This window comes from Flavobacterium dankookense (assembly GCF_004362665.1).
Lineage (GTDB): Bacteria > Bacteroidota > Bacteroidia > Flavobacteriales > Flavobacteriaceae > Flavobacterium > Flavobacterium dankookense.
Map to the genome: position 1 here is coordinate 94610 of NZ_SNXR01000014.1, position 18696 is coordinate 113305.

General features: G+C 31.7%; 15 protein-coding genes. 9 read left to right on the top strand and 6 right to left on the bottom strand.

Annotation, left to right across the window (positions count from 1 at the left end):
- The first annotated feature begins 53 nt into the window (after nt 1–53).
- Genes mreC through rodA form a run of 4 tightly spaced genes read left to right on the top strand, consistent with a single transcriptional unit; the run spans nt 54 to nt 4584 of the window.
- On the top strand, nt 54–881 hold the full coding sequence (mreC, locus tag BC748_RS08925) for a rod shape-determining protein MreC (protein WP_133533144.1): 828 nt from the start codon (nt 54–56) through the stop codon (nt 879–881).
- Entirely contained in the window at nt 874–1380 is a 507-nt protein-coding gene (locus BC748_RS08930) for a rod shape-determining protein MreD (RefSeq protein WP_133533145.1), read from the top strand. The genes mreC and BC748_RS08930 overlap by 8 nt, the downstream gene beginning before the upstream one ends.
- A complete protein-coding gene (gene mrdA, locus BC748_RS08935; protein WP_133533146.1) occupies nt 1377–3311 on the top strand; it encodes a penicillin-binding protein 2 in 1935 nt (644 codons plus the stop codon). The genes BC748_RS08930 and mrdA overlap by 4 nt, the downstream gene beginning before the upstream one ends.
- A 10-nt stretch (nt 3312–3321) precedes the next feature.
- Complete coding sequence (rodA, locus tag BC748_RS08940; RefSeq protein ID WP_133533147.1) at nt 3322–4584, top strand: rod shape-determining protein RodA; 1263 nt, start codon at nt 3322–3324, stop codon at nt 4582–4584.
- A gap of 57 nt (nt 4585–4641) precedes the next feature.
- Here rodA and BC748_RS08945 read toward each other — a convergent pair whose 3' ends face one another.
- Complete coding sequence (locus BC748_RS08945) at nt 4642–5454, bottom strand: DNA/RNA non-specific endonuclease (protein WP_133533148.1); 813 nt, start codon at nt 5452–5454, stop codon at nt 4642–4644.
- Nucleotides 5455–5537: 83 nt separating this feature from the next.
- Here BC748_RS08945 and BC748_RS08950 point away from each other — a divergent pair, with 83 nt between their 5' ends.
- Nucleotides 5538–6083, top strand: coding sequence for a hypothetical protein (locus BC748_RS08950; RefSeq protein ID WP_133533149.1), 546 nt, complete (start codon nt 5538–5540; stop codon nt 6081–6083).
- A 51-nt stretch (nt 6084–6134) separates the two neighbouring features.
- Here BC748_RS08950 and BC748_RS08955 read toward each other — a convergent pair whose 3' ends face one another.
- Complete coding sequence (locus BC748_RS08955) at nt 6135–8315, bottom strand: carboxy terminal-processing peptidase (protein ID WP_133533150.1); 2181 nt, start codon at nt 8313–8315, stop codon at nt 6135–6137.
- 167 nt (nt 8316–8482) lie between these two features.
- Here BC748_RS08955 and surE point away from each other — a divergent pair, with 167 nt between their 5' ends.
- From surE to BC748_RS08975, 4 genes are read left to right on the top strand one after another with little or no spacing between them, the layout of a single operon-like run.
- Nucleotides 8483–9253 carry a 5'/3'-nucleotidase SurE gene (gene surE, locus BC748_RS08960; protein ID WP_133533151.1) on the top strand — a complete coding sequence of 257 codons (771 nt, stop codon included), beginning with the start codon at nt 8483–8485 and terminating at the stop codon, nt 9251–9253.
- A gap of 16 nt (nt 9254–9269) precedes the next feature.
- Entirely contained in the window at nt 9270–10382 is a 1113-nt protein-coding gene (lpxB, locus tag BC748_RS08965; protein WP_133533152.1) for a lipid-A-disaccharide synthase, read from the top strand.
- A gap of 50 nt (nt 10383–10432) precedes the next feature.
- Nucleotides 10433–11098 (top strand): C40 family peptidase, encoded by a 666-nt coding sequence (locus tag BC748_RS08970; protein ID WP_133533153.1) that lies wholly within the window; start codon nt 10433–10435, stop codon nt 11096–11098.
- A gap of 40 nt (nt 11099–11138) precedes the next feature.
- Nucleotides 11139–13169, top strand: coding sequence for a ComEC/Rec2 family competence protein (locus BC748_RS08975; protein ID WP_133533154.1), 2031 nt, complete (start codon nt 11139–11141; stop codon nt 13167–13169).
- Nucleotides 13170–13216: 47 nt separating this feature from the next.
- Here the strand turns inward: BC748_RS08975 and BC748_RS08980 are convergent, their stop codons facing one another.
- The 4 genes from BC748_RS08980 to BC748_RS08995 form a co-directional block, all read right to left on the bottom strand.
- The gene (locus BC748_RS08980; RefSeq protein WP_133533155.1) at nt 13217–13684 is read right to left on the bottom strand and encodes a thioredoxin family protein; all 468 of its coding nucleotides are present in this window, start codon (nt 13682–13684) and stop codon (nt 13217–13219) included.
- Between the two features lie 53 nt (nt 13685–13737).
- Nucleotides 13738–15249, bottom strand: a complete 1512-nt coding sequence (locus tag BC748_RS08985; protein ID WP_133533156.1) for a peptide MFS transporter — start codon at nt 15247–15249, stop codon at nt 13738–13740.
- 2 nt (nt 15250–15251) lie between these two features.
- A complete protein-coding gene (locus BC748_RS08990) occupies nt 15252–16910 on the bottom strand; it encodes a peptide MFS transporter (protein WP_133533157.1) in 1659 nt (552 codons plus the stop codon).
- Between the two features lie 77 nt (nt 16911–16987).
- Nucleotides 16988–18679, bottom strand: coding sequence for a peptide MFS transporter (locus BC748_RS08995; protein WP_133533158.1), 1692 nt, complete (start codon nt 18677–18679; stop codon nt 16988–16990).
- Nucleotides 18680–18696: the final 17 nt, after the last annotated feature.

Consider the following 18696-nt stretch of genomic DNA (forward strand, 5'->3'; position numbering starts at 1 on the left):
AATAATTACATTTATTGGGATTTGGAATTTGAGATTTTTATAACTTTTTAAAAATGCAGCAAATATTTAGTTTCCTGATAAAAAACAGTTATCGACTACTGTTTTTGCTGCTATTGGTTTTATCACTAAGTTTAACTATACAATCTCATTCATATCACAAAAGTAAAGTTATTAGCTCTGCTAATTTTTTGACTGGTGGTGTTTATCAAAAGATTAATAATGTTAATGAATATTTTAATCTTAAATCTCAAAATGATGAATTGGCAAATGAGAATGCCCGACTAAAAGCATTACTTTTCAATAAAAAAGACACAACAAAATTGCCTGAACTTGACTCCATCAAAGGAGTTAAGAAAAATGATGTCATCATCTCTAAAGTAATTCATAACTCCTATAGTGTTCTTGAAAATTATTTAACTATTAATACGGGTTCAAAAGCTGGCTTAAAGCAAGACATGGGTGTTATCAATAGTGCAGGAATTATAGGGATTATAGACAACACTTCGCCAAACTACTCTACCGTTATAAGCATTTTAAACGTGCAATCGAAAATCAATGCTAAGATTAAAAAATCCAATCATTTTGGCTCCTTAATTTGGAACGGAAAAAGTACAGGTTTTGTTCAATTGATTGATGTTCCGAGATTAGCAGGTGTTCGCAAAGGCGATACAATTGTAACTGGTGGACAATCGCATATTTTTCCTGAAAACATAGGCATCGGAACTATTGATAAAGTTTATATCGACGATGAAACTAATTATTATACACTTGACATCAAACTATTTAACGATATGACCAACTTAGGTTATGTTTATATCATTAAAAATAAAGATAGAGAAGAAATCATCCAACTAGAAGATAAAACAAAGAAAAATGAATAGTGCTTTATTGACCAATATCGCCCGTTTTATCTTGTTGCTTTTAGCACAGGTTTTGATTTTCAATCGCATTGATTTATTCGGTTTTATCAATCCGTTTCCTTATATTTTGTTCATTATTCTTTATCCAGTTAATGGAAATAAAACAGGATTGCTTGTTGCTAGTTTCTTTTTAGGATTAATCATGGATATGTTCTGGAACTATGGTGGTGTTCATGCAGCATCTTGTTTGGTTCTCGCCTATTTTAGACCATCTATTTTTAAATTTTCTTTTGGATTAAGTTATGAATACCAAACCGTTAAACTAAATGATGTTCTAACACCTGAACGATTTTCATTTATATTAATTGCGGTAGTTATTCATCATTTTACGCTATTTGTGCTAGAGGTTTTCAAGATTAGTTTTCTATGGGATATTTTTCTAAGAACACTTTTGAGTACTCTTTTCACGATTATTACTTGTATTATCATTATCTATATCATAAAGCCAAATAAACGATGAGAAAAGTTTTGTTTCCAACAATGATTATCGTTACAACTATTTTGATTGTTATTCGACTTTTTTACTTGCAAGTTATAGATGATACTCTCAAATTAAAGTCAGATAATAACGCCATCAAAATTAAATATGACTATCCCGAAAGAGGTTATATTTATGATCGTAACGGCAAACTTATGGTTGCCAATCAGCCGTCATACGATATTATGGTTATCCCAAAAGATGTAAAACAAATTGACACTACAGAATTTTGTTCACTCTTGGCTATAACCAAAGAAGATTTTATCAAGAAAATTGAAAAAGCAAAAGTATATAGCCCAAGATTACCTTCTGTTTTCTTAGCTCAATTGAATAAATTGGAATATGCTGCCTTTCAAGAAAAACAACGAAAGTTTGAAGGTTTTTATATTCAAAAACGTTCACTTCGTGATTATCAAGTAAAATGTGGCGCCAATGTTTTTGGATATATTAGACAGGTAACTGAAGGTATTATCAAAAAAAACAAATATTACAACAGCGGAGATTTAATTGGACGACAAGGTGTTGAAGAAAATTACGAAGAAGTTTTACGAGGTATAAAAGGTGTAAAATACATCCAAAAAGATAAGTTCAACAGAGAAATTGGTTCCTATAAAGAAGGTCGATTTGACACCATTGCGGTTCAGGGAAAAGACATCCACCTTTCGATTGATGCTGAACTTCAAGCTTATGGAGAACAATTAATGGTTAACAAACGTGGTGGAATTGTAGCTATTGAACCAAAAACAGGAGAAATTTTAGCATTAGTAACAGCTCCATCCTATGATCCAGCCATTTTAGTGGGAAGACAACGCTCAAAAAACTACACAAAACTTTATAATGATTCCATAGCGAAACCATTATATGACAGAGGTTTATTAGCGGAATACACACCTGGTTCGCCATTTAAAATCTTGACAGGATTAATTGCGCTACAAGAAGGTGTTATTGATGAAGAAACCTCTTTTGTTTGTCATCATGGTTTTAGTTATGCTCGTGGCCGATTTATGAGATGTCACGACTCTGGAGTTTCAAAATTACATAATGGTTTCTATAATTCTTGTAACACCTATTTTGCAAGTGCTTACATGAAAACGATTAACAAATACGTAAAACCATCCGATGGAGTTGATACTTGGAGTAACCATTTAAAAAGTTTTGGATTAGGTCAATTCATGGGATATGATTTGCCAACAGGTAAAAGAGGAAAAGTTCCAACATCAAAAACTTATAAAAAAATGTATCCTGGTTGGAATTGGGATAGCAAAACAATCGTTTCAAACTCTATTGGACAAGGAGAAGTGTTAATGACACCAATTCAGTTGGCCAATATGATTGCTACTGTTGCAAACAAAGGATATTATTACACACCTCATATTATCAAATCGATAAAAGGGGAACAAATTGATAAAAAATTTAGAACAAAACACGTTACATCTATCGATAAAAAATATTTTGATCCTGTAATTAGTGGATTATATGATGTTTACAATCTCGGAACTGCAAGAGGTCTAGGAGTTGAAGGTATCGAAATTTGTGGTAAAACCGGAACCGCTGAAAATTATTCAAAGATTAATGGTAAAAGAGTGAAGCTGCAAGACCATTCACTTTTTGTTGCTTTTGCACCAAAAGACAATCCTAAAATAGCCATAGCTGTATTTGTTGAAAATGGTTATTGGGGAGCAAGATGGGCAGGACCAATTACAAGCTTAATGATTGAAAAATATATCAAAAGAAAAATCACTCGTAAAGATTTAGAAAAAAGAATGTTAGAAGGAAGTCTATTGCCAGAATACAACAAATATCTACCAAAGGCAGTAAACGATACATTGACCGTTCCAAAACCAATCATCGTTCCAAAAGCTGAAATGAAAAAAGAAGACGAAATAATTCTAACTGAAAATAAAGTAGACTAACTTTTATCAAATGAAAAATCAGAGTGTAACTAACAATATAGACTGGATAAGTGTTGTCATCTATATCATTCTCGTGATACTAGGTTGGCTAAACATTTATTCCTCTTCGTTGTCATCCATAGAAGGTGAAACGTCTATTTTTGATGTTACACAGATATATGGAAAACAATTTTTATTTATCCTTTTTTCCGTTCCACTTGTTTTTAGTGTTTTAGCAATTGACGCCAAGTTTTTTGAAAAGTATGCTATTATCATTTTTGCTATTTCATTACTATCCTTGGCAGGTTTATTTCTCTTCGGAAAAACAATTGCCGGTCAACGGTGTTGGTATGCTATTGGTAGTTTTACATTACAACCATCAGAATTTGCAAAGGCAGCAACGGCTTTAGCTATTGCAAAATATCTAAGTGATGTTCAGGTAAACTTAAAAGATTTCAACCGTCAAGTACAAGCATTAATCATAATATTTTTACCAATACTTCTCATTTTACCTCAACCCGATCCAGGAAGTGCATTGATATTCTCTATTTTCATCATTGTTCTGTATCGTGAAGGTTTACCTGCTTGGTATGTTTGGACAGGTTTTATTGCTATACTCCTTTTTATGTTAGCACTACTACTTGAACCGATAGTTATAATAATCATTGCACTTGCTGTTATACTTTTTATTTATTACAGAAGTAGATTAATTGACAGAAACTGGATATTAAGCACTATAATTTTTGTGTTGGTTTCTGGATTTGTTTTCTCTGTAGATTATGTTTTTGATAATGTATTTAAACAACATCATCGCGATCGTTTCAATATTTTATTAGGAAAAGAAGTTGATTTAAAAGATGTAGGATACAATACAAATCAATCTGAAATAGCCATAGGTTCTGGCGGTTGGTTTGGGAAAGGATATTTAGAAGGAACACAAACAAAAGGTGGTTTTGTACCTGAACAACACACCGATTATATTTTCACAACCGTTGGTGAAGAATGGGGTTTTCTAGGTTCAATAGTAGTAATCGGATTGTTTATCAGTTTGATTATTAGAATTATATATTTGGCCGAAAGGCAAAAAACGAAGTTCAGTCGAGTCTATGGTTACTGTGTAGCAGGGATTTTATTTATTCACTTTTTTGTAAATATTGCAATGGTTGTTGGTATTTTTCCAACAATTGGTGTACCACTACCATTCTTTTCTTATGGTGGATCGGGTCTTTGGGGATTCACTATTTTACTTTTTATATTCTTAAAAATGGATGCAAATAAAGTAAATGAGTGGTAAGGAATGAAGTACGAGGTTCGAAGTACGAGTTATGATGTTGAAAGTTCAAATAATTAGTTAGTTAAAACTCCAATCTTTATAATCATCGCTTGCTTCTAATTTGTTTTCTAGCTTATCATCTAATTTTGGAAAGAAATCAATTTTTGTCATTTTTTCAATTTCATCAACAGAAGTAACAAAATTGTATAATCCAACATCACTATCTTGATGTGGAATTAAAAACCCTATCATTTTAATTTTCCCATTAGTATTCGTTGCAACAATTTTATAGAAATACTCAGGAACTGCCACTTCTTCTCTACCTATTGTTTTTAAATCATCATTTAAAACTCCGCCAGTAATTACATAAACTTTACCGTATTTAGAAGCCCAAAATCTGATTTTTTGTTCCAATCTATTCCAAACACCATCGTTAAAATCGTGTTTTTGAGGAGAAATATTTGACGTTAAAAAAGTTTCATCAAAGGCTTTTTTAGAAAATTTCATATCCCCAGCTGGACAAAGATGTCCTTTGTCATAACCCGATTTTTTATAATTCCTCCAATCCGACGAACCAGTTTTTACTTTTGAATCTTGTATAAAAAAAGGTCTGTCGAAATTATTTCCTTTTAAGTTTTCCCGCTTTAAAGTGTAGGCAACCCATTCGGCTTGTTCATATTCTTCATTATAAGAAAGTGTATAATATTGATGAATGACTACTTGATTTGTATTGGATTTTGGTAAATAATCGAATTTAGCCTCGACAAAAAGCTCTTTCTTTTGCTCATTAACCATATTATTATCAGGTGTTTTTTCTGCTTCTGTTCTACAAGAAAAATGTAAACTAACATAAAATATAAAAATTATGTGAAGAATTAGATTTTTTTTCATAACTTTAATTTAAGAAAATTCGTCTTTTGGAACGGTTATTGTTCTATCAAAGATATTGTTTAAAATAATTAAAAATAAAAAAAATGAAACTAAAATTAGTACTGTCAGTTATCTTGATAGCATGTTTTCAAAACATCAATGCACAAGAGGTTCAACCACAAAAAATAGTAGACTCAGTTGCAGTAGATTCTGTTCAAATAAAAATGGCCGAAGTTGAAAAACAAAAAGCTTATGAAAAATCACAATTGGAAAAGCAATTGAAAGAAGACAAGCAAGCCTTAAAAGAAAAACAACAACAAGAAAAAGCCCTAAAGCAGCAAGAGAAAGAACAAAAGAAACTTGAAAAGGAGCAAAAAAGGTTAGAAAAGGAACAAAAGAGATTTGAAAAAGAACAGAAAAAAATTGCTTCAACAGAAAAAACTTTAATAAAAATTAAAGGGAAAAGAGAAAAAGCAATCAAAGACTTAGACAAAATGGAAGTCAAGTTTGCAAAAAATAGAGCTAAAGGAAAACTTTCTCCAGTTGAAATTGAAAAAGAAAATGTAAAAATAAGCAAACAACAATTGAAGATTAAAGAACTTGAAGAAGATATAAGTAAAGAAGAAAAAAAATTAAACAAGTTAAGATAACAAAAAAACCACTCAAATTTGAGTGGTTTTTTTATGACTGTAAAAATAAATTTATGATTTAACTACTTTTTCTTTGGTAACAACTTTATCCGATAAGTCTTTTTGTTTACCAAATTTCATATCATTTAGAATATGTAATGCTTCTTCTATATACAAATCTTTAGATAAACTTTCGTGCCATCTATCACGTTTTTCCTTTAGCACTGGATCATCTTTTACTTTTTCGTTTTCATAAGGTAATGATGAAAACAAAAGTGAATTTTTGTAATCTGTTATTGGTTTATACTTTTTGTTTTTTTCATCTAACGCTTTCTGTTCCGCTTTAAATTTATCAATTTGGAGACTATAAACATTTTCATTATTTCGTTGATCCAACCATTTTGCATTGTCTTCAATTAACTGCATCTGTTTGTTGTTCTCCAGTCTAGCTTTACTTTGAGCAATTGCCAGATCAAAATTACTTTGTTTGTTCCAAATCTTATAGTCGGCAGGATCAATTTTATCCCAAGCCATAGCATTTTCAACATCTTTTTCACCCATTTTTAAATAGGCATATTTATCTGGCATAACAATATCACTCTTCACTCCTTCACGCTGTGTTGAACCACCATTTATTCTATAAAACTTTTGGGTTGTTGTTTTCAATGCGCCTAAATCTCCATAAGTACTTCCGCGTACGAACTGATTTAAATCTATCACATTTTGTACAGTTCCTTTACCATATGATTGCTTACTTCCAACTACAACACCTCTTTTATAATCTTGAATTGCCGCAGCTAAAATCTCTGATGCCGAAGCCGAAAATTCATTAATCATGACCACTAATGGTCCATCCCATTGTACTTTTGCATCTCTATCATATAGAACTTCTTTTTTTCCAGCAGCTGATTTAATTTGTACAATTGGTCCTTGTTCAATAAACAACCCAGCAATATCAACTACTGTTTTTAATGAACCTCCACCATTATCTCTAACATCCATTACAATTCCTTGAACGCCTTCTGCTTTTAATCTTTCTACTTCTTGTGCCACATCTTTTCCAGCATCTCGAGCATCTTTATTTTCAAAATCGATATAGAATTTTGGTAAATAAATAACGCCGTATTTATTTCCATCAATATTTACTACACTAGATTTTACATAAGTTTCTTCAATCTCAACTTCATCTCTAGTTATGGTAATTACTTTTATTGTACCATCAGGTTTTTTTACTGTAAGTTTTACTAACGTTCCTTTTGGTCCTTTAATTTTCTTTACTACATCATCCAAACGCATTCCAACTACATCAACCGCTTCACCTTCTGCTTGAGCAACTTTTAAAATTAAATCACCAGCTTCAAGCTGTTTTCCTCTCCATGCTGGACCACCAGAAATCAATTCCGAAATTTTAGTAAAATCATTTTCCTTTTGAAGTCTAGCACCAATTCCTTCTAACTTTCCACTCATGCTAACATCAAATTTCTCTTTTTCATTTGGAGCAAAATAGGAAGTATGTGGATCAAAACGAGAAGCGATTGCGTTTATGTAAATAGAAAACCAATCTTCTCTTTCTAAATCTTTAATGAAACTAAAATTATCATTTAATGATTTTAAAGCACTTTCGCGAGTTTCTTTTTCAAGTTGTTCGTATGTTTTTGGTGCTTCTTTTTTAGCCAGTTCTTTGTCTTTAACTTTGTCTTCTTCTAGTTTTTGTTTTTCAACCAAAGAAGATAATGTAGAAAGCTTCACTTGCAAACGCCATCTTTCTTTTAATTCATTTTTGGATTTAGCATAAGGCAATTTTTCATAATCCGTACTTATACTTTCGTCTTTTTTATAATCAAAAGGTTTACTTAGTGGTTCTTGATAATAAGCTTTGCTTTCCTCCATTCTTTGAAGTAATCTCGAATAAGTTAAATCAAAAAAAGTCAACTCTTTATTATTGATTAGATCATCAATTTTAGTTTCATATTTCGCAAACTCATCTATGTCAGATTGCAAAAAGAAACGCTTTGACGGGTCTAATGCTTCTAAATAATCTTTATATACTCCTTTAGAAAAAGTATCGTCTATTGCTGACGGACTATAATGACCTTTTTCAATGACAAAAGTCAACAAATCAATTAGTAGTTTATCTTTCTCTGGATCGGACGATTTCTCTTTTGGAATAAAACTCCATAGGGCAACTGACAGTAGAGCAACTACCAAGAGAACTTTATAATTTCTTTTCATAAATTGGAAAATAACATTCATTAATTTTTTGTCTAAATTACATAAAAAACTATGCCAAGATTTTTTGGAACAGCTAATTTTTTGTTAAAGCAGATTACTACTTTCTTCATATTTGTCCAAAGTTAAAAAAAATGTTACTCATTTTAACTTTAAAAATGGTTAAATTTGCCTTAATTGAAAATAGGACAATGAAGAAAAAACCACTGATTCTAGTTACTAATGATGATGGAATTACTGCACCAGGAATTAGAACTTTAATAGCTGTTATGGCTGAAATTGGCGACGTTGTTGTTGTTGCACCTGATAGCCCACAAAGCGGAATGGGACATGCGATAACTGTAAACAACACTTTATATCTAAATAAAGTTTCCAAAGAAAATGCAACAATCACCGAATATAATTGTTCTGGAACACCTGTTGATTGTGTAAAACTTGCCGTTCACGAAATTCTAAAACAAAAACCAGACTTGTGTGTTTCTGGAATTAATCATGGCTCTAATTCTTCAATTAATGTTATTTATTCAGGTACAATGAGTGCTGCTGTTGAAGCTGGAATTGAAGGAATTCCGGCAATTGGATTTTCGTTAGCTGATTTTAATTGGAACGCTGATTTTGAAGCTACAAAACCTTTTGTAAAGAAAATTGCCGAACAAGTTTTAGCCAATAAATTGCCTGACGGAACAGTTTTAAATGTTAATTTCCCTAAACTCAAACAAGAAGAGATTAAAGGAATTAAAATTTGTCGTCAAGCAAAAGCGCTTTGGATGGAAAAATTTGACAAGCGCAAAACACCTTATGGAAAAGATTATTTCTGGCTGTCTGGTGAATTTGTCAATCAAGACAAAGGTGAAGATACAGATGAATTTGCTTTAGCTAACGGTTATATTTCGGTTGTTCCAGTTCAGTTTGATATGACAGCACATCATGCCATTCAACAGTTAAATACGTGGGATTTTTGATTTTAAATAAATAAAAATGAAGTATTATATCATTGCTGGCGAAGCTTCTGGTGATTTACACGGTTCTAATTTAATGCGTGCTTTATATCAAGAAGATCCAAAAGCAGACATTCGATTTTGGGGTGGCGATTTAATGCAAGAAGTTGGCGGAACTTTAGTAAAACACTATAGAACACTAGCGTTCATGGGTTTTGCTGAAGTAATAATGAATTTGAAAACTATTTTAAACAATATCTCTTTTTGTAAAAAAGACATCGAAAAATTCAATCCAGATGTAATTATTTTTATAGATTATCCTGGTTTTAATATGCGAATTGCAAAATGGGCAAAACAAAGAGGAATAAAAACCCATTACTACATTGCGCCGCAAATTTGGGCGTGGAAAGAGAATCGAATTAAAGCGGTCAAACGAGACTTTGACAAGTTATTTGTTATTCTTCCTTTTGAAAAAGATTTTTTTGAAGTCAAGCACAATTTTCCTGTTGATTTTGTTGGTCATCCATTGATTGATGCCATTCACCATCGAAAGAAAACCGATGAAATTCAATTTAGAAGAGAAAATAATCTTGATGAAAAACCAATAATAGCATTACTTCCTGGAAGCAGAAAACAAGAGATTTCAAAAATGCTTTCTGTTATGTTAAGCGTTGTCAGTGATTTTGCCGAATATCAATTTGTCATTGCTGGTGCGCCAAGTCAGGAATTTGAATTTTACAAACAATTTTTAACTACACAAAATGTAAAATTTGTTTCCAATAAAACGTATGATTTATTGAGCATTTCAACCGCAGCATTAGTTACATCTGGCACAGCAACATTAGAAACTGCCTTATTTAAAGTTCCAGAGGTTGTTTGTTATAAAGGCGGATGGATTTCATATCAAATTGCCAAAAGAATAATCACCTTAAAATATATTTCGCTAGTAAATCTAATTATGGACTCCGAAGTTGTGACTGAATTAATTCAAGAGGAATGCAACCAAAAACGGATCAAAGAAGAGCTTTCAAAACTTCTTGAAACCAACCATCGAAATAAGTTGTTAACCAATTATGACATCTTGGAAACCAAACTTGGTGGATTGGGCGCAAGCCAAAAAACAGCCCAATTAATTGTTAAAGAATTGGTATAGTTTTTTGGGTTCTAGATTTTATGCTTAAATTTGCATTTTAACTAATTCATTTGAGAAAAAGCATATTTATACTCGTTTCTTTTCTTTTTTTGGCTTTGACTAACTTTGGTTATTCTCAGTCAAAAACAATAATTACATCAAAAGAATTAGCGGTAAAAAAAGGCGTTTATTCATTGCCAAACAATGAAAAATCTATAGTTTCTGCTACTCCAAAAAAAAATAGTGAAGAACCAAAAAGAGCTAAGAAAAAAGAAACCAGAAAAAAAGATCCTGAGTCAATTATCAATACAAAAAATGCTGATGACATTATAATTGAAACCGATGAAACAAACTATTTTGCGGAACAATTAATACACAATGCTTCAGAAAATCTAGGAACTAGATACAGAAGTGGCGGAACTTCCACAGAAGGTTTTGATTGTTCTGGATTGATGTTTACTACTTTTAAGAAATTTGATATTATATTGCCGCGTTCTTCTCACGAAATGGCACGAATTGGCAAAGAAATTGATGCTAAAGAAGCAAAAAAAGGCGATTTGATTTTCTTCAAAACCTTTGGCGGAAGCCGAATTTCTCACGTAGGAATGATAACGGAAGTTAATGGAGATGAAATTAAATTCATACATTCTTCGACAAGCTTAGGTGTTATTGTCTCCTCTACTACCGAATCGTATTACAAAAGAACTTTTGCACAAATAAATAGAATTTTAGAATAATTTTTTTTTGTAAGATTAATTTTTCTTGTAATTTAGTTGCATGAAAATCTTACAATTCCCATTAGCTAAAATTTCTTTTGGATTCATTTTAGGCATTTTACTTTTTCCGATGCTGAAAATAGAGCCAAAAAATAGTTTTATAATTCTATTTATTGGATTATTTGTTTTACTTGGTCTGCAGTTAATCAAGAAATATACTGCTGCATTCAAAACCTTGTTTGGTGTTTTTACATTTATGACGTCAATTAGTTTAGGAGTAACAACAGCTACAATTCACAAACAAACTTTCAATCCGAAACATTATATTCATCAATCTTCTGACGAAAATCAAAACTTAAATTACATAGTTTTACTTGATGAAAAACTCAAGAATACTAAAAAGAACTACCGATACATTGTCAAAATAAAAACAATTCAAAACCAAGAAAGTTTTGGAAAACTGATTGTTAACTTTCCAATTGAAAGCAATTTCAAACCAATGAAAATTGGAGATATTCTATCACTAAATGGTTCGTTTTACGGCAATAAATCTCCGTTTAACCCAAATCAATTTGACTACGGGAAATACTTAGAAAATCAAGAAATCTATGGTCAAATTTATGCCAAAAATGAATCGGTAGAACTAGTAGGTTATGAAAATTCCATTTGGATATTTTTCTCCAATTATCGAGAAAAAATCATTGATGTTTTTCAGAAATCGAACTTGGGCAAAGAAGAATTAACCGTTTTTATTGCCTTACTCCTTGGACAACAACAAGATATTTCTCCTGAAATTTTGAAAGATTATCAGTTTGCTGGTGCCGTTCATATTTTATCGGTATCCGGTTTACATGTTGGATTAATTTTAGGATTCATAAATTTTATTTTACGTTACATTCCAAATTCTATAAAAGGAAAAACAACAAAACTATTAATTATCATTCTTTCGTTATGGTCGTTTGCAATTATAGCGGGATTATCACCATCTGTTGTTCGTTCTGTAACCATGTTTTCGTTTTTAGCTATTGGAACAAATTTGCGAAGAACAGTTAACATCTACCATACTTTACTGGTTTCGATGTTTTTAATTTTATTGATAAAACCATCGTTCCTCTTTGATGTAGGTTTTCAATTAAGCTATCTTGCTTTGTTTTTTATCGTTTGGGTTGATCCGCTTTATGACAAAATTTGGATGCCAAAAAACAGTCTTGTTAACTACTTTTGGAAAATCATTTGCATGTCGACATCAGCGCAGATTGGCGCAATGCCGTTGAGTATTTTCTATTTTCATCAGTTTCCAGGATTGTTTTTCTTGACGAATATTTTAATCATTCCATTATTAAGCGTTGTAATGGCAATTGGTGTTTTTTCATTGCTATTTGCTTGTTTTGGATTTGTCCCAATGCTAATTATAAAACCGTTAGAATGGTCAATTTGGTTGCTAAATGCAATAATTCATTGGGTTGCCTCATTTGAAAGTTTTGTGATTAAGAACATTTCGTTTTCTGAACCAATGCTTTGGATTTCGTATTTTGTTATACTTTCATGGATTTTATGGTTTAAGAAATCAACTTTCACAAGATTATTATTTGGTCTTTTGAGTATAGTTCTATTACAGTTTGCTTTTATTTATCAAAAAAAGGAAACACAAATAGCAAATGAAGCTATTGTTTTTAACTCCAAAAAAAATACTATCCTAACTGAAAGAATTGGCGAGAATGTGACTATTTATTCGAATGATAGCATTCTTGAAAGTGTGACAAAAAATAGTGCTATCCAATCCTATTTAGTTGGTAATTTTTGTAAAATAAAAGAAAAGAAAACGATAGAAAATCTTCTTTACATTAATAATAAAAAGGTTTTACTTCTTGATAGTTCTTCGATTTATACTCCAAATATTAAACCAGACATCTTGGTTATTACGCAATCACCAAAAATTAATTTAAACCGATTATTACAAACTCACAAACCTAAAGTTATAGTAGCTGATGGATCAAATTTTAAAAGTTACAGTAAACTTTGGGAAGCAACTTGTAGAAAAGAAAAAATCCTTTTTCACAACACGCATGAAAAAGGATTTTATAAATTTTAGTTTTCAAAGCTTTTCCTCCAGAAAAAAACTCAAACTGAAGAATTGAATTAAGACTTTTTGTTAGCTAATATTTTATCAGCGCCAGCTAACCAAGCACTTGGACCACCTGCAACATATCCTGTACTTCCAAGTTGTTCAAAATTTAATTTTCCATCTTTTTTAGTTACATTGGCAAACCAAACGGTTGGATAACCACGAACCGCAAAAAGCTGTTGCAACTCCATATTTTGTTTTTTAATCTCTGGAGTTTGCGCTGTTCTTCTTGGAAAATCGAGCTCAACAAGAACAACATTTTCTTTAGCCCATTTAGCAAATTCAGGTGTTTTTAAAACTTCTTTTTGAAGACGAATACACCATCCACACCAATCACTGCCTGTAAAAAACATCAGCATTGGTTTTTTAGATTTTTTAGAAACTTCCATCGCTTTGTTAACATCGGTTTCCCATGTCAACTCTTGTGCTTGTATTGTAAACGAACCTAAAACTAAGAATAACGTTAAGAATATTTTTTTCATTGTGAATAATTTTTTTTCAAATATAACAAAAAGAATGCCAAAATAATTGTCGGTTATCTTACATCTTGCATCAATTTTTTAACTAATGGCGAAATTATAATTAGTACAACACCCGCAATTAAAGCATAAATAGCCAATTGTTGATATCCATCAGCATAGGTATTTAATTTTTCTAAATTAGTAGCATTTTCAGAAGCTTCGGCAATATTTGCACCTAGCAATCCAGCGAAATATTGACCATAAGCACTCGCTAAAAACCACATTCCCATGATAACGGCTTGTGTTTTTTGTGGTGAAAGTTTTGTCATCGCTGACATCCCAATTGGCGACAGACAAAGCTCTCCAAATGTGATAATAAACCATCCGAAAGTAAATAAATCAAGGGAAGTTTTACCATCTGCACCAGCAAAAAATTTGGTGTAATAAAACACCCAAAAACCACCCGCTAAAAATAAGAAACCTAATCCAAATTTCACTACAGTATTGGGTTCGATTTTTCTTTTTGCCATCCAAATCCAAACCATTCCAACTAAAGCGGCAAAAGCCACAACAAAAACAGAATTTGCTGAGTTGTTAACTCCATTAGGATCCAGTTGTAACCCTAAAACTTCTTTATTTAGATTTTCCGCAGCGAAATCACTTAACGAACCGCCACTTTGCTCAAAAAATGCCCAAAAGATAATTGAGAAAAGCATAAAAATTACAGCTGCAATTAATTTTTTATTTTCAGAATAAGAAAAGTTTTTCATCTCATAAGCCAAATACAACAAAGAAACTGGCCCAATTATGTACATAAAATAATCAGTATACCTTGTATTTGAAACCATTACAATTATTAATGGAATTATCAATAAAGAACCCAAATAGATCAATGTTTCATATAAAACTCTTTTCTTTTTATCAATATTTAAAAGTGGCGACAATCCAATTTCTCCTAAACTCTTTTGAGTTTGAGTGAAAGTCAACAAACTAATAACCATTACAATTGAAGCCAAACCAAAAGCTACATTCCATTCAAGTCCTTCTGCAATTTGAGATGCAAATAGTTCTCTTTTTCCTATTGCTATACAAAAATAACCTCCTAAAATCGCCCCAAGATTAACACCTGCATAAAACAATGAAAAACCAGCATCAGTTCTTTGGTCACCATCTTTATACAACATACCTACCATAGAAGAAATGTTAGGCTTAAAAAAACCAGTTCCAACAATAGTAAAACTAACACCTAAAAAAAAGTACTCTTTAGGATCAATTGCTAAAATTATACTACCAACTATCATTAATAATCCACCCCAGAATAAAGATTTTCTAAAACCAAATATTTTATCAGCAAATAATCCACCTATAAACGTAAATGCATAAACCCATGCTTGAGTTGCTCCAAATTGTAAATTGGCAACTTCTTTATTCATCAATAACTCATTAACCATGAAGAAGTACAACATGCCGCGCATTCCATAAAAACAAAAACGTTCCCACATTTCGGAGAAGAATAAATACCAAAGTTGTTTTGGATATTTTCCTTTAAAATCTTGAATTTGGTTGATAGTTAGATTTTTTTCCATACTTAATTAATTCCGTGGTCTTTCATTACTTTGTTTAGATTTTTCACTAAAGCAAACATTAATAGTGTTGCAAACATTAATAGTCCGAAGTTTACCCAAAAGAAATTAGCTTTGTCATCATATTGATCCCACATACTTGCTAAAACTCCTGATAATTTATTTCCGATGGAAGTTGATAAAAACCATCCGCCCATCATTAAAGCTGTGATGTTTTTTGGTGATAATTTAGAAACAATTGACAATCCCATCGGACTTAAAAATAACTCTCCAATAGTGATAATTCCATAATTGGCAACCAACCACCAAACCGATACTTTCTCGGTTCCATTGTTTCCAATATGAACTGCTGCAACCATCACTAAAACCGATAAAGCGGAAATTAATAATCCGAAAGCAATTTTTGTTGGTGTTGATGGCTCTTTTTTTCTGCTTCGCAAATAAGTGAAAAATGCAACAATTAAAGGTGTCAAAATGATAACCCAACCTGGATTTATTGATTGACTTAAATTGGTTGCCCAAAGTGATACTTTTGAACCTTCATTTGGTTTATTCTCTTCGGCAACATTTCTAAAATATACTGGATAATTTACTTCTTTTTTTACCACTCCGTTTTCTTTTTGCAATCGGAAACTAGAGTCATATAATTCAGTTGAATCTTTTTTGAATTCAACATCTTTGGATAACTTTAAACTACTAAAAACGGTTTGTGTTGTTCCTGTAATTTCTCTATCAGTATATCGATCTGCCCATGTTGTTAACGCTGAACCATTAAGTTTAAAAACTGCCCAAAATAATATTACAACCGCAAAAATAGAAAGTAAAGCTCCTATTTGTCTTTTCTCATCAACTTTAGCTTTGAAATACAAGCTTCCATAAAAATAAATTACCGGAATACAGGCAAATATAAACGCATCAGTACTATCCGAGCCGAAAATAGCGCTATCTAAATTTACATCCGATTGAACACCTTTTATCAACCAACCAATAATTCCAAAAACTACCGATGGAACAAGGATATACAAAACAATTTTATAAAATGGCATATCGCCTTCTTGAATTCCTTTCTTTTCGGTTTTGTCGCCATAGTGTTTTGTTCCTAAAAGGAATACAATTACACCGATAAACATTCCAACTCCAGCTGCCATAAACGCATATTGCCAACCTAAAAGGATTTGCAAAGCTGCACCAAAGAAGTTACAAATGAAAGCTCCAACATTAATTCCCATGTAGAAAATATTGTATCCTTCATCTTTCTTTTCCTTGTATTGCTCATCGTTATAAAAATTTCCTAAAAGCGTAGAAATATTTGGTTTGAAAAATCCGTTACCGACAATTACCAATGTCATGGCAATGTAAAGCATCACGATATCATGAATTCCCATCATAAAATAACCTGCACCCATCATTATTCCACCAAGAACGATTGATTTTTTGTAACCTAAATATCTATCGGCAACTAATCCACCAACGAATGGCGTTAAAAATACCAAAGCGATGAAAGTTCCATACAAATCGGACGCTTCTTTCTCCGTCATCGCGAATCCTGCTTCTACATCTTTTAGATATAACGTAAAAATTCCAATCATTAAGTAGTAACCAAAACGCTCCCACATTTCGGATAAAAATAAATAAGGCAATGCTTTAGGATGACTTTTCCACATAATTTATTGATTTAAAAAAACAAACCTACAAGTGTTTCTTGTAGGTTTGAAAGATATAAAATTATTTTTAAAAATGATTAGCGAACGCCATGCATCATTTTTTTGATAACTGGTGTTAATAAGAATAATATAACCGATGCAATTCCACAAAGCACAACAAACACCATGAAAAATTCATATAAATTAGTAATTTCAAATCCTGCAAATGAAGGATAATGATCGCTGATTTGATTATCCGCTAATAATTTAACTTGCTCTGCAGTTGGCGTAATTGATTTGTCTAAAACGCCTTGTAAGTCAATTCCAAGTTCATTAGCTTTTTTAAATTTGTCACCTGTTGCAGGTAATATTGAACCTAAAGTTCCAGACAAAGCATATCCTGCTGCACTCGAAATAAAGAAAACACCATAAGCCAATGATGCGAAACGTTTAGGAGCTAATTTACCAACTAATGATAATCCGATTGGTGATAAACATAACTCAGCAAATGTTTGAATTAAATATAATAAAATCAACCATTTAATAGCTAACAAACCTGAGTTGCCTAAATCTTTTACGTTATTAGCAATGATAAAATAACTTACTGCAATTAACAATAAACCGATTGATTGTTTTACTGTAGAAAGTGGTTCTCTATTTTTAGCTCTTAATTTATCCCAAAGAACACTGAAAGGAAATGCAAAAATCACCACAAACAATCCGTTAAAAATTTGAACCATCGATGGTGGCATATTCCAACCAAACATATTTCTGTCAGTTTGATTATCAGCAATAAAAGTTAAAGACGAACCTGCTTGTTCAAAAGCTGCCCAAAAGAAAATAATGAAAAATGACATGATGTAAATTACCCAAATGCGTTGCGTTTCTACTTTTGTCAAAGTGCTATCTAATAATATTAGTGTTGCAAGAGAAACTCCACTTGCATAAATAAATGGGTAAATATATATTTTAACCACATTTTCGCCTTCTGTAAAATAATTAAAAATAAAGAATACAACCGCAAATACTGCAAGCGCAGTGATGATAGATTTCATAGAAAACTCTGCTTTTTGCGATTCACCTTCTTCATAATCGCCAGCATCATTTCCTGATGGAACGCCACCAATTGCTTTACCTTCCGGTGTCACAACATATTTATTTTTTAAGAAAAAGAAAATAGCCGTTCCAATAATCATTGCGATTGACGCTGCCAAAAATCCCCATTTGAAAGCATGAATATCTCTAATTCCACCTGGATCTTTTACATCTCCAATAAGTGGACAGATAAACTGACCTAAAAATGCTCCAATATTAATTCCCATGTAGAAAATTGTAAAAGCGGTATCCAATTTAGATTTCTCTTGTTTTGGATATAAACTTCCAACCATTGATGAAATATTTGGTTTAAAAAATCCATTACCAAAAACAATGATTCCTAATGCTGTCCACATTAATGTATTAGCTAAACCAAGATTAGTACTAAAAACACTTGCGCTAAAAAACAACATCAATTGTCCAATTGCCATCATTGCTCCACCAAGCATGATACAATTTCTATTTCCAAAGAAACGGTCAGAAATAAATCCTCCAAGCATTGGCGTTAAATAACAAAGACCAAGAAATCCACCATAAATTATTGATGCTTCTTCTTCTTTCATCATCAACGAATTCACCATAAACAAGGTTAAGATTGCTCGCATTCCGTAGAAATTGAACCTTTCCCACATTTCGGTTCCGAATAGTACCCAAAGTCCTTTTGGATGTCCTGTCTTTACTGTAGTTTCACTCATAATATTGGTTTTTGGTT

What these genes read in the sequence shown, in the direction of transcription:
- rodA (WP_133533147.1), top strand. Translation starts at nt 3,322, where the DNA reads ATGAAAAATCAGAGTGTAACTAACAATATAGACTGGATAAGTGTTGTC.
- mrdA (WP_133533146.1), top strand. Translation starts at nt 1,377, where the DNA reads ATGAGAAAAGTTTTGTTTCCAACAATGATTATCGTTACAACTATTTTG.
- lpxB (WP_133533152.1), top strand. Translation starts at nt 9,270, where the DNA reads ATGAAGTATTATATCATTGCTGGCGAAGCTTCTGGTGATTTACACGGT.
- BC748_RS08995 (WP_133533158.1), bottom strand. Translation starts at nt 18,679, where the DNA reads ATGAGTGAAACTACAGTAAAGACAGGACATCCAAAAGGACTTTGGGTA.
- BC748_RS08985 (WP_133533156.1), bottom strand. Translation starts at nt 15,249, where the DNA reads ATGGAAAAAAATCTAACTATCAACCAAATTCAAGATTTTAAAGGAAAA.
- BC748_RS08955 (WP_133533150.1), bottom strand. Translation starts at nt 8,315, where the DNA reads ATGAATGTTATTTTCCAATTTATGAAAAGAAATTATAAAGTTCTCTTG.
- surE (WP_133533151.1), top strand. Translation starts at nt 8,483, where the DNA reads ATGAAGAAAAAACCACTGATTCTAGTTACTAATGATGATGGAATTACT.
- BC748_RS08975 (WP_133533154.1), top strand. Translation starts at nt 11,139, where the DNA reads ATGAAAATCTTACAATTCCCATTAGCTAAAATTTCTTTTGGATTCATT.
- mreC (WP_133533144.1), top strand. Translation starts at nt 54, where the DNA reads ATGCAGCAAATATTTAGTTTCCTGATAAAAAACAGTTATCGACTACTG.
- BC748_RS08950 (WP_133533149.1), top strand. Translation starts at nt 5,538, where the DNA reads ATGAAACTAAAATTAGTACTGTCAGTTATCTTGATAGCATGTTTTCAA.
- BC748_RS08980 (WP_133533155.1), bottom strand. Translation starts at nt 13,684, where the DNA reads ATGAAAAAAATATTCTTAACGTTATTCTTAGTTTTAGGTTCGTTTACA.
- BC748_RS08930 (WP_133533145.1), top strand. Translation starts at nt 874, where the DNA reads ATGAATAGTGCTTTATTGACCAATATCGCCCGTTTTATCTTGTTGCTT.
- BC748_RS08990 (WP_133533157.1), bottom strand. Translation starts at nt 16,910, where the DNA reads ATGTGGAAAAGTCATCCTAAAGCATTGCCTTATTTATTTTTATCCGAA.
- BC748_RS08945 (WP_133533148.1), bottom strand. Translation starts at nt 5,454, where the DNA reads ATGAAAAAAAATCTAATTCTTCACATAATTTTTATATTTTATGTTAGT.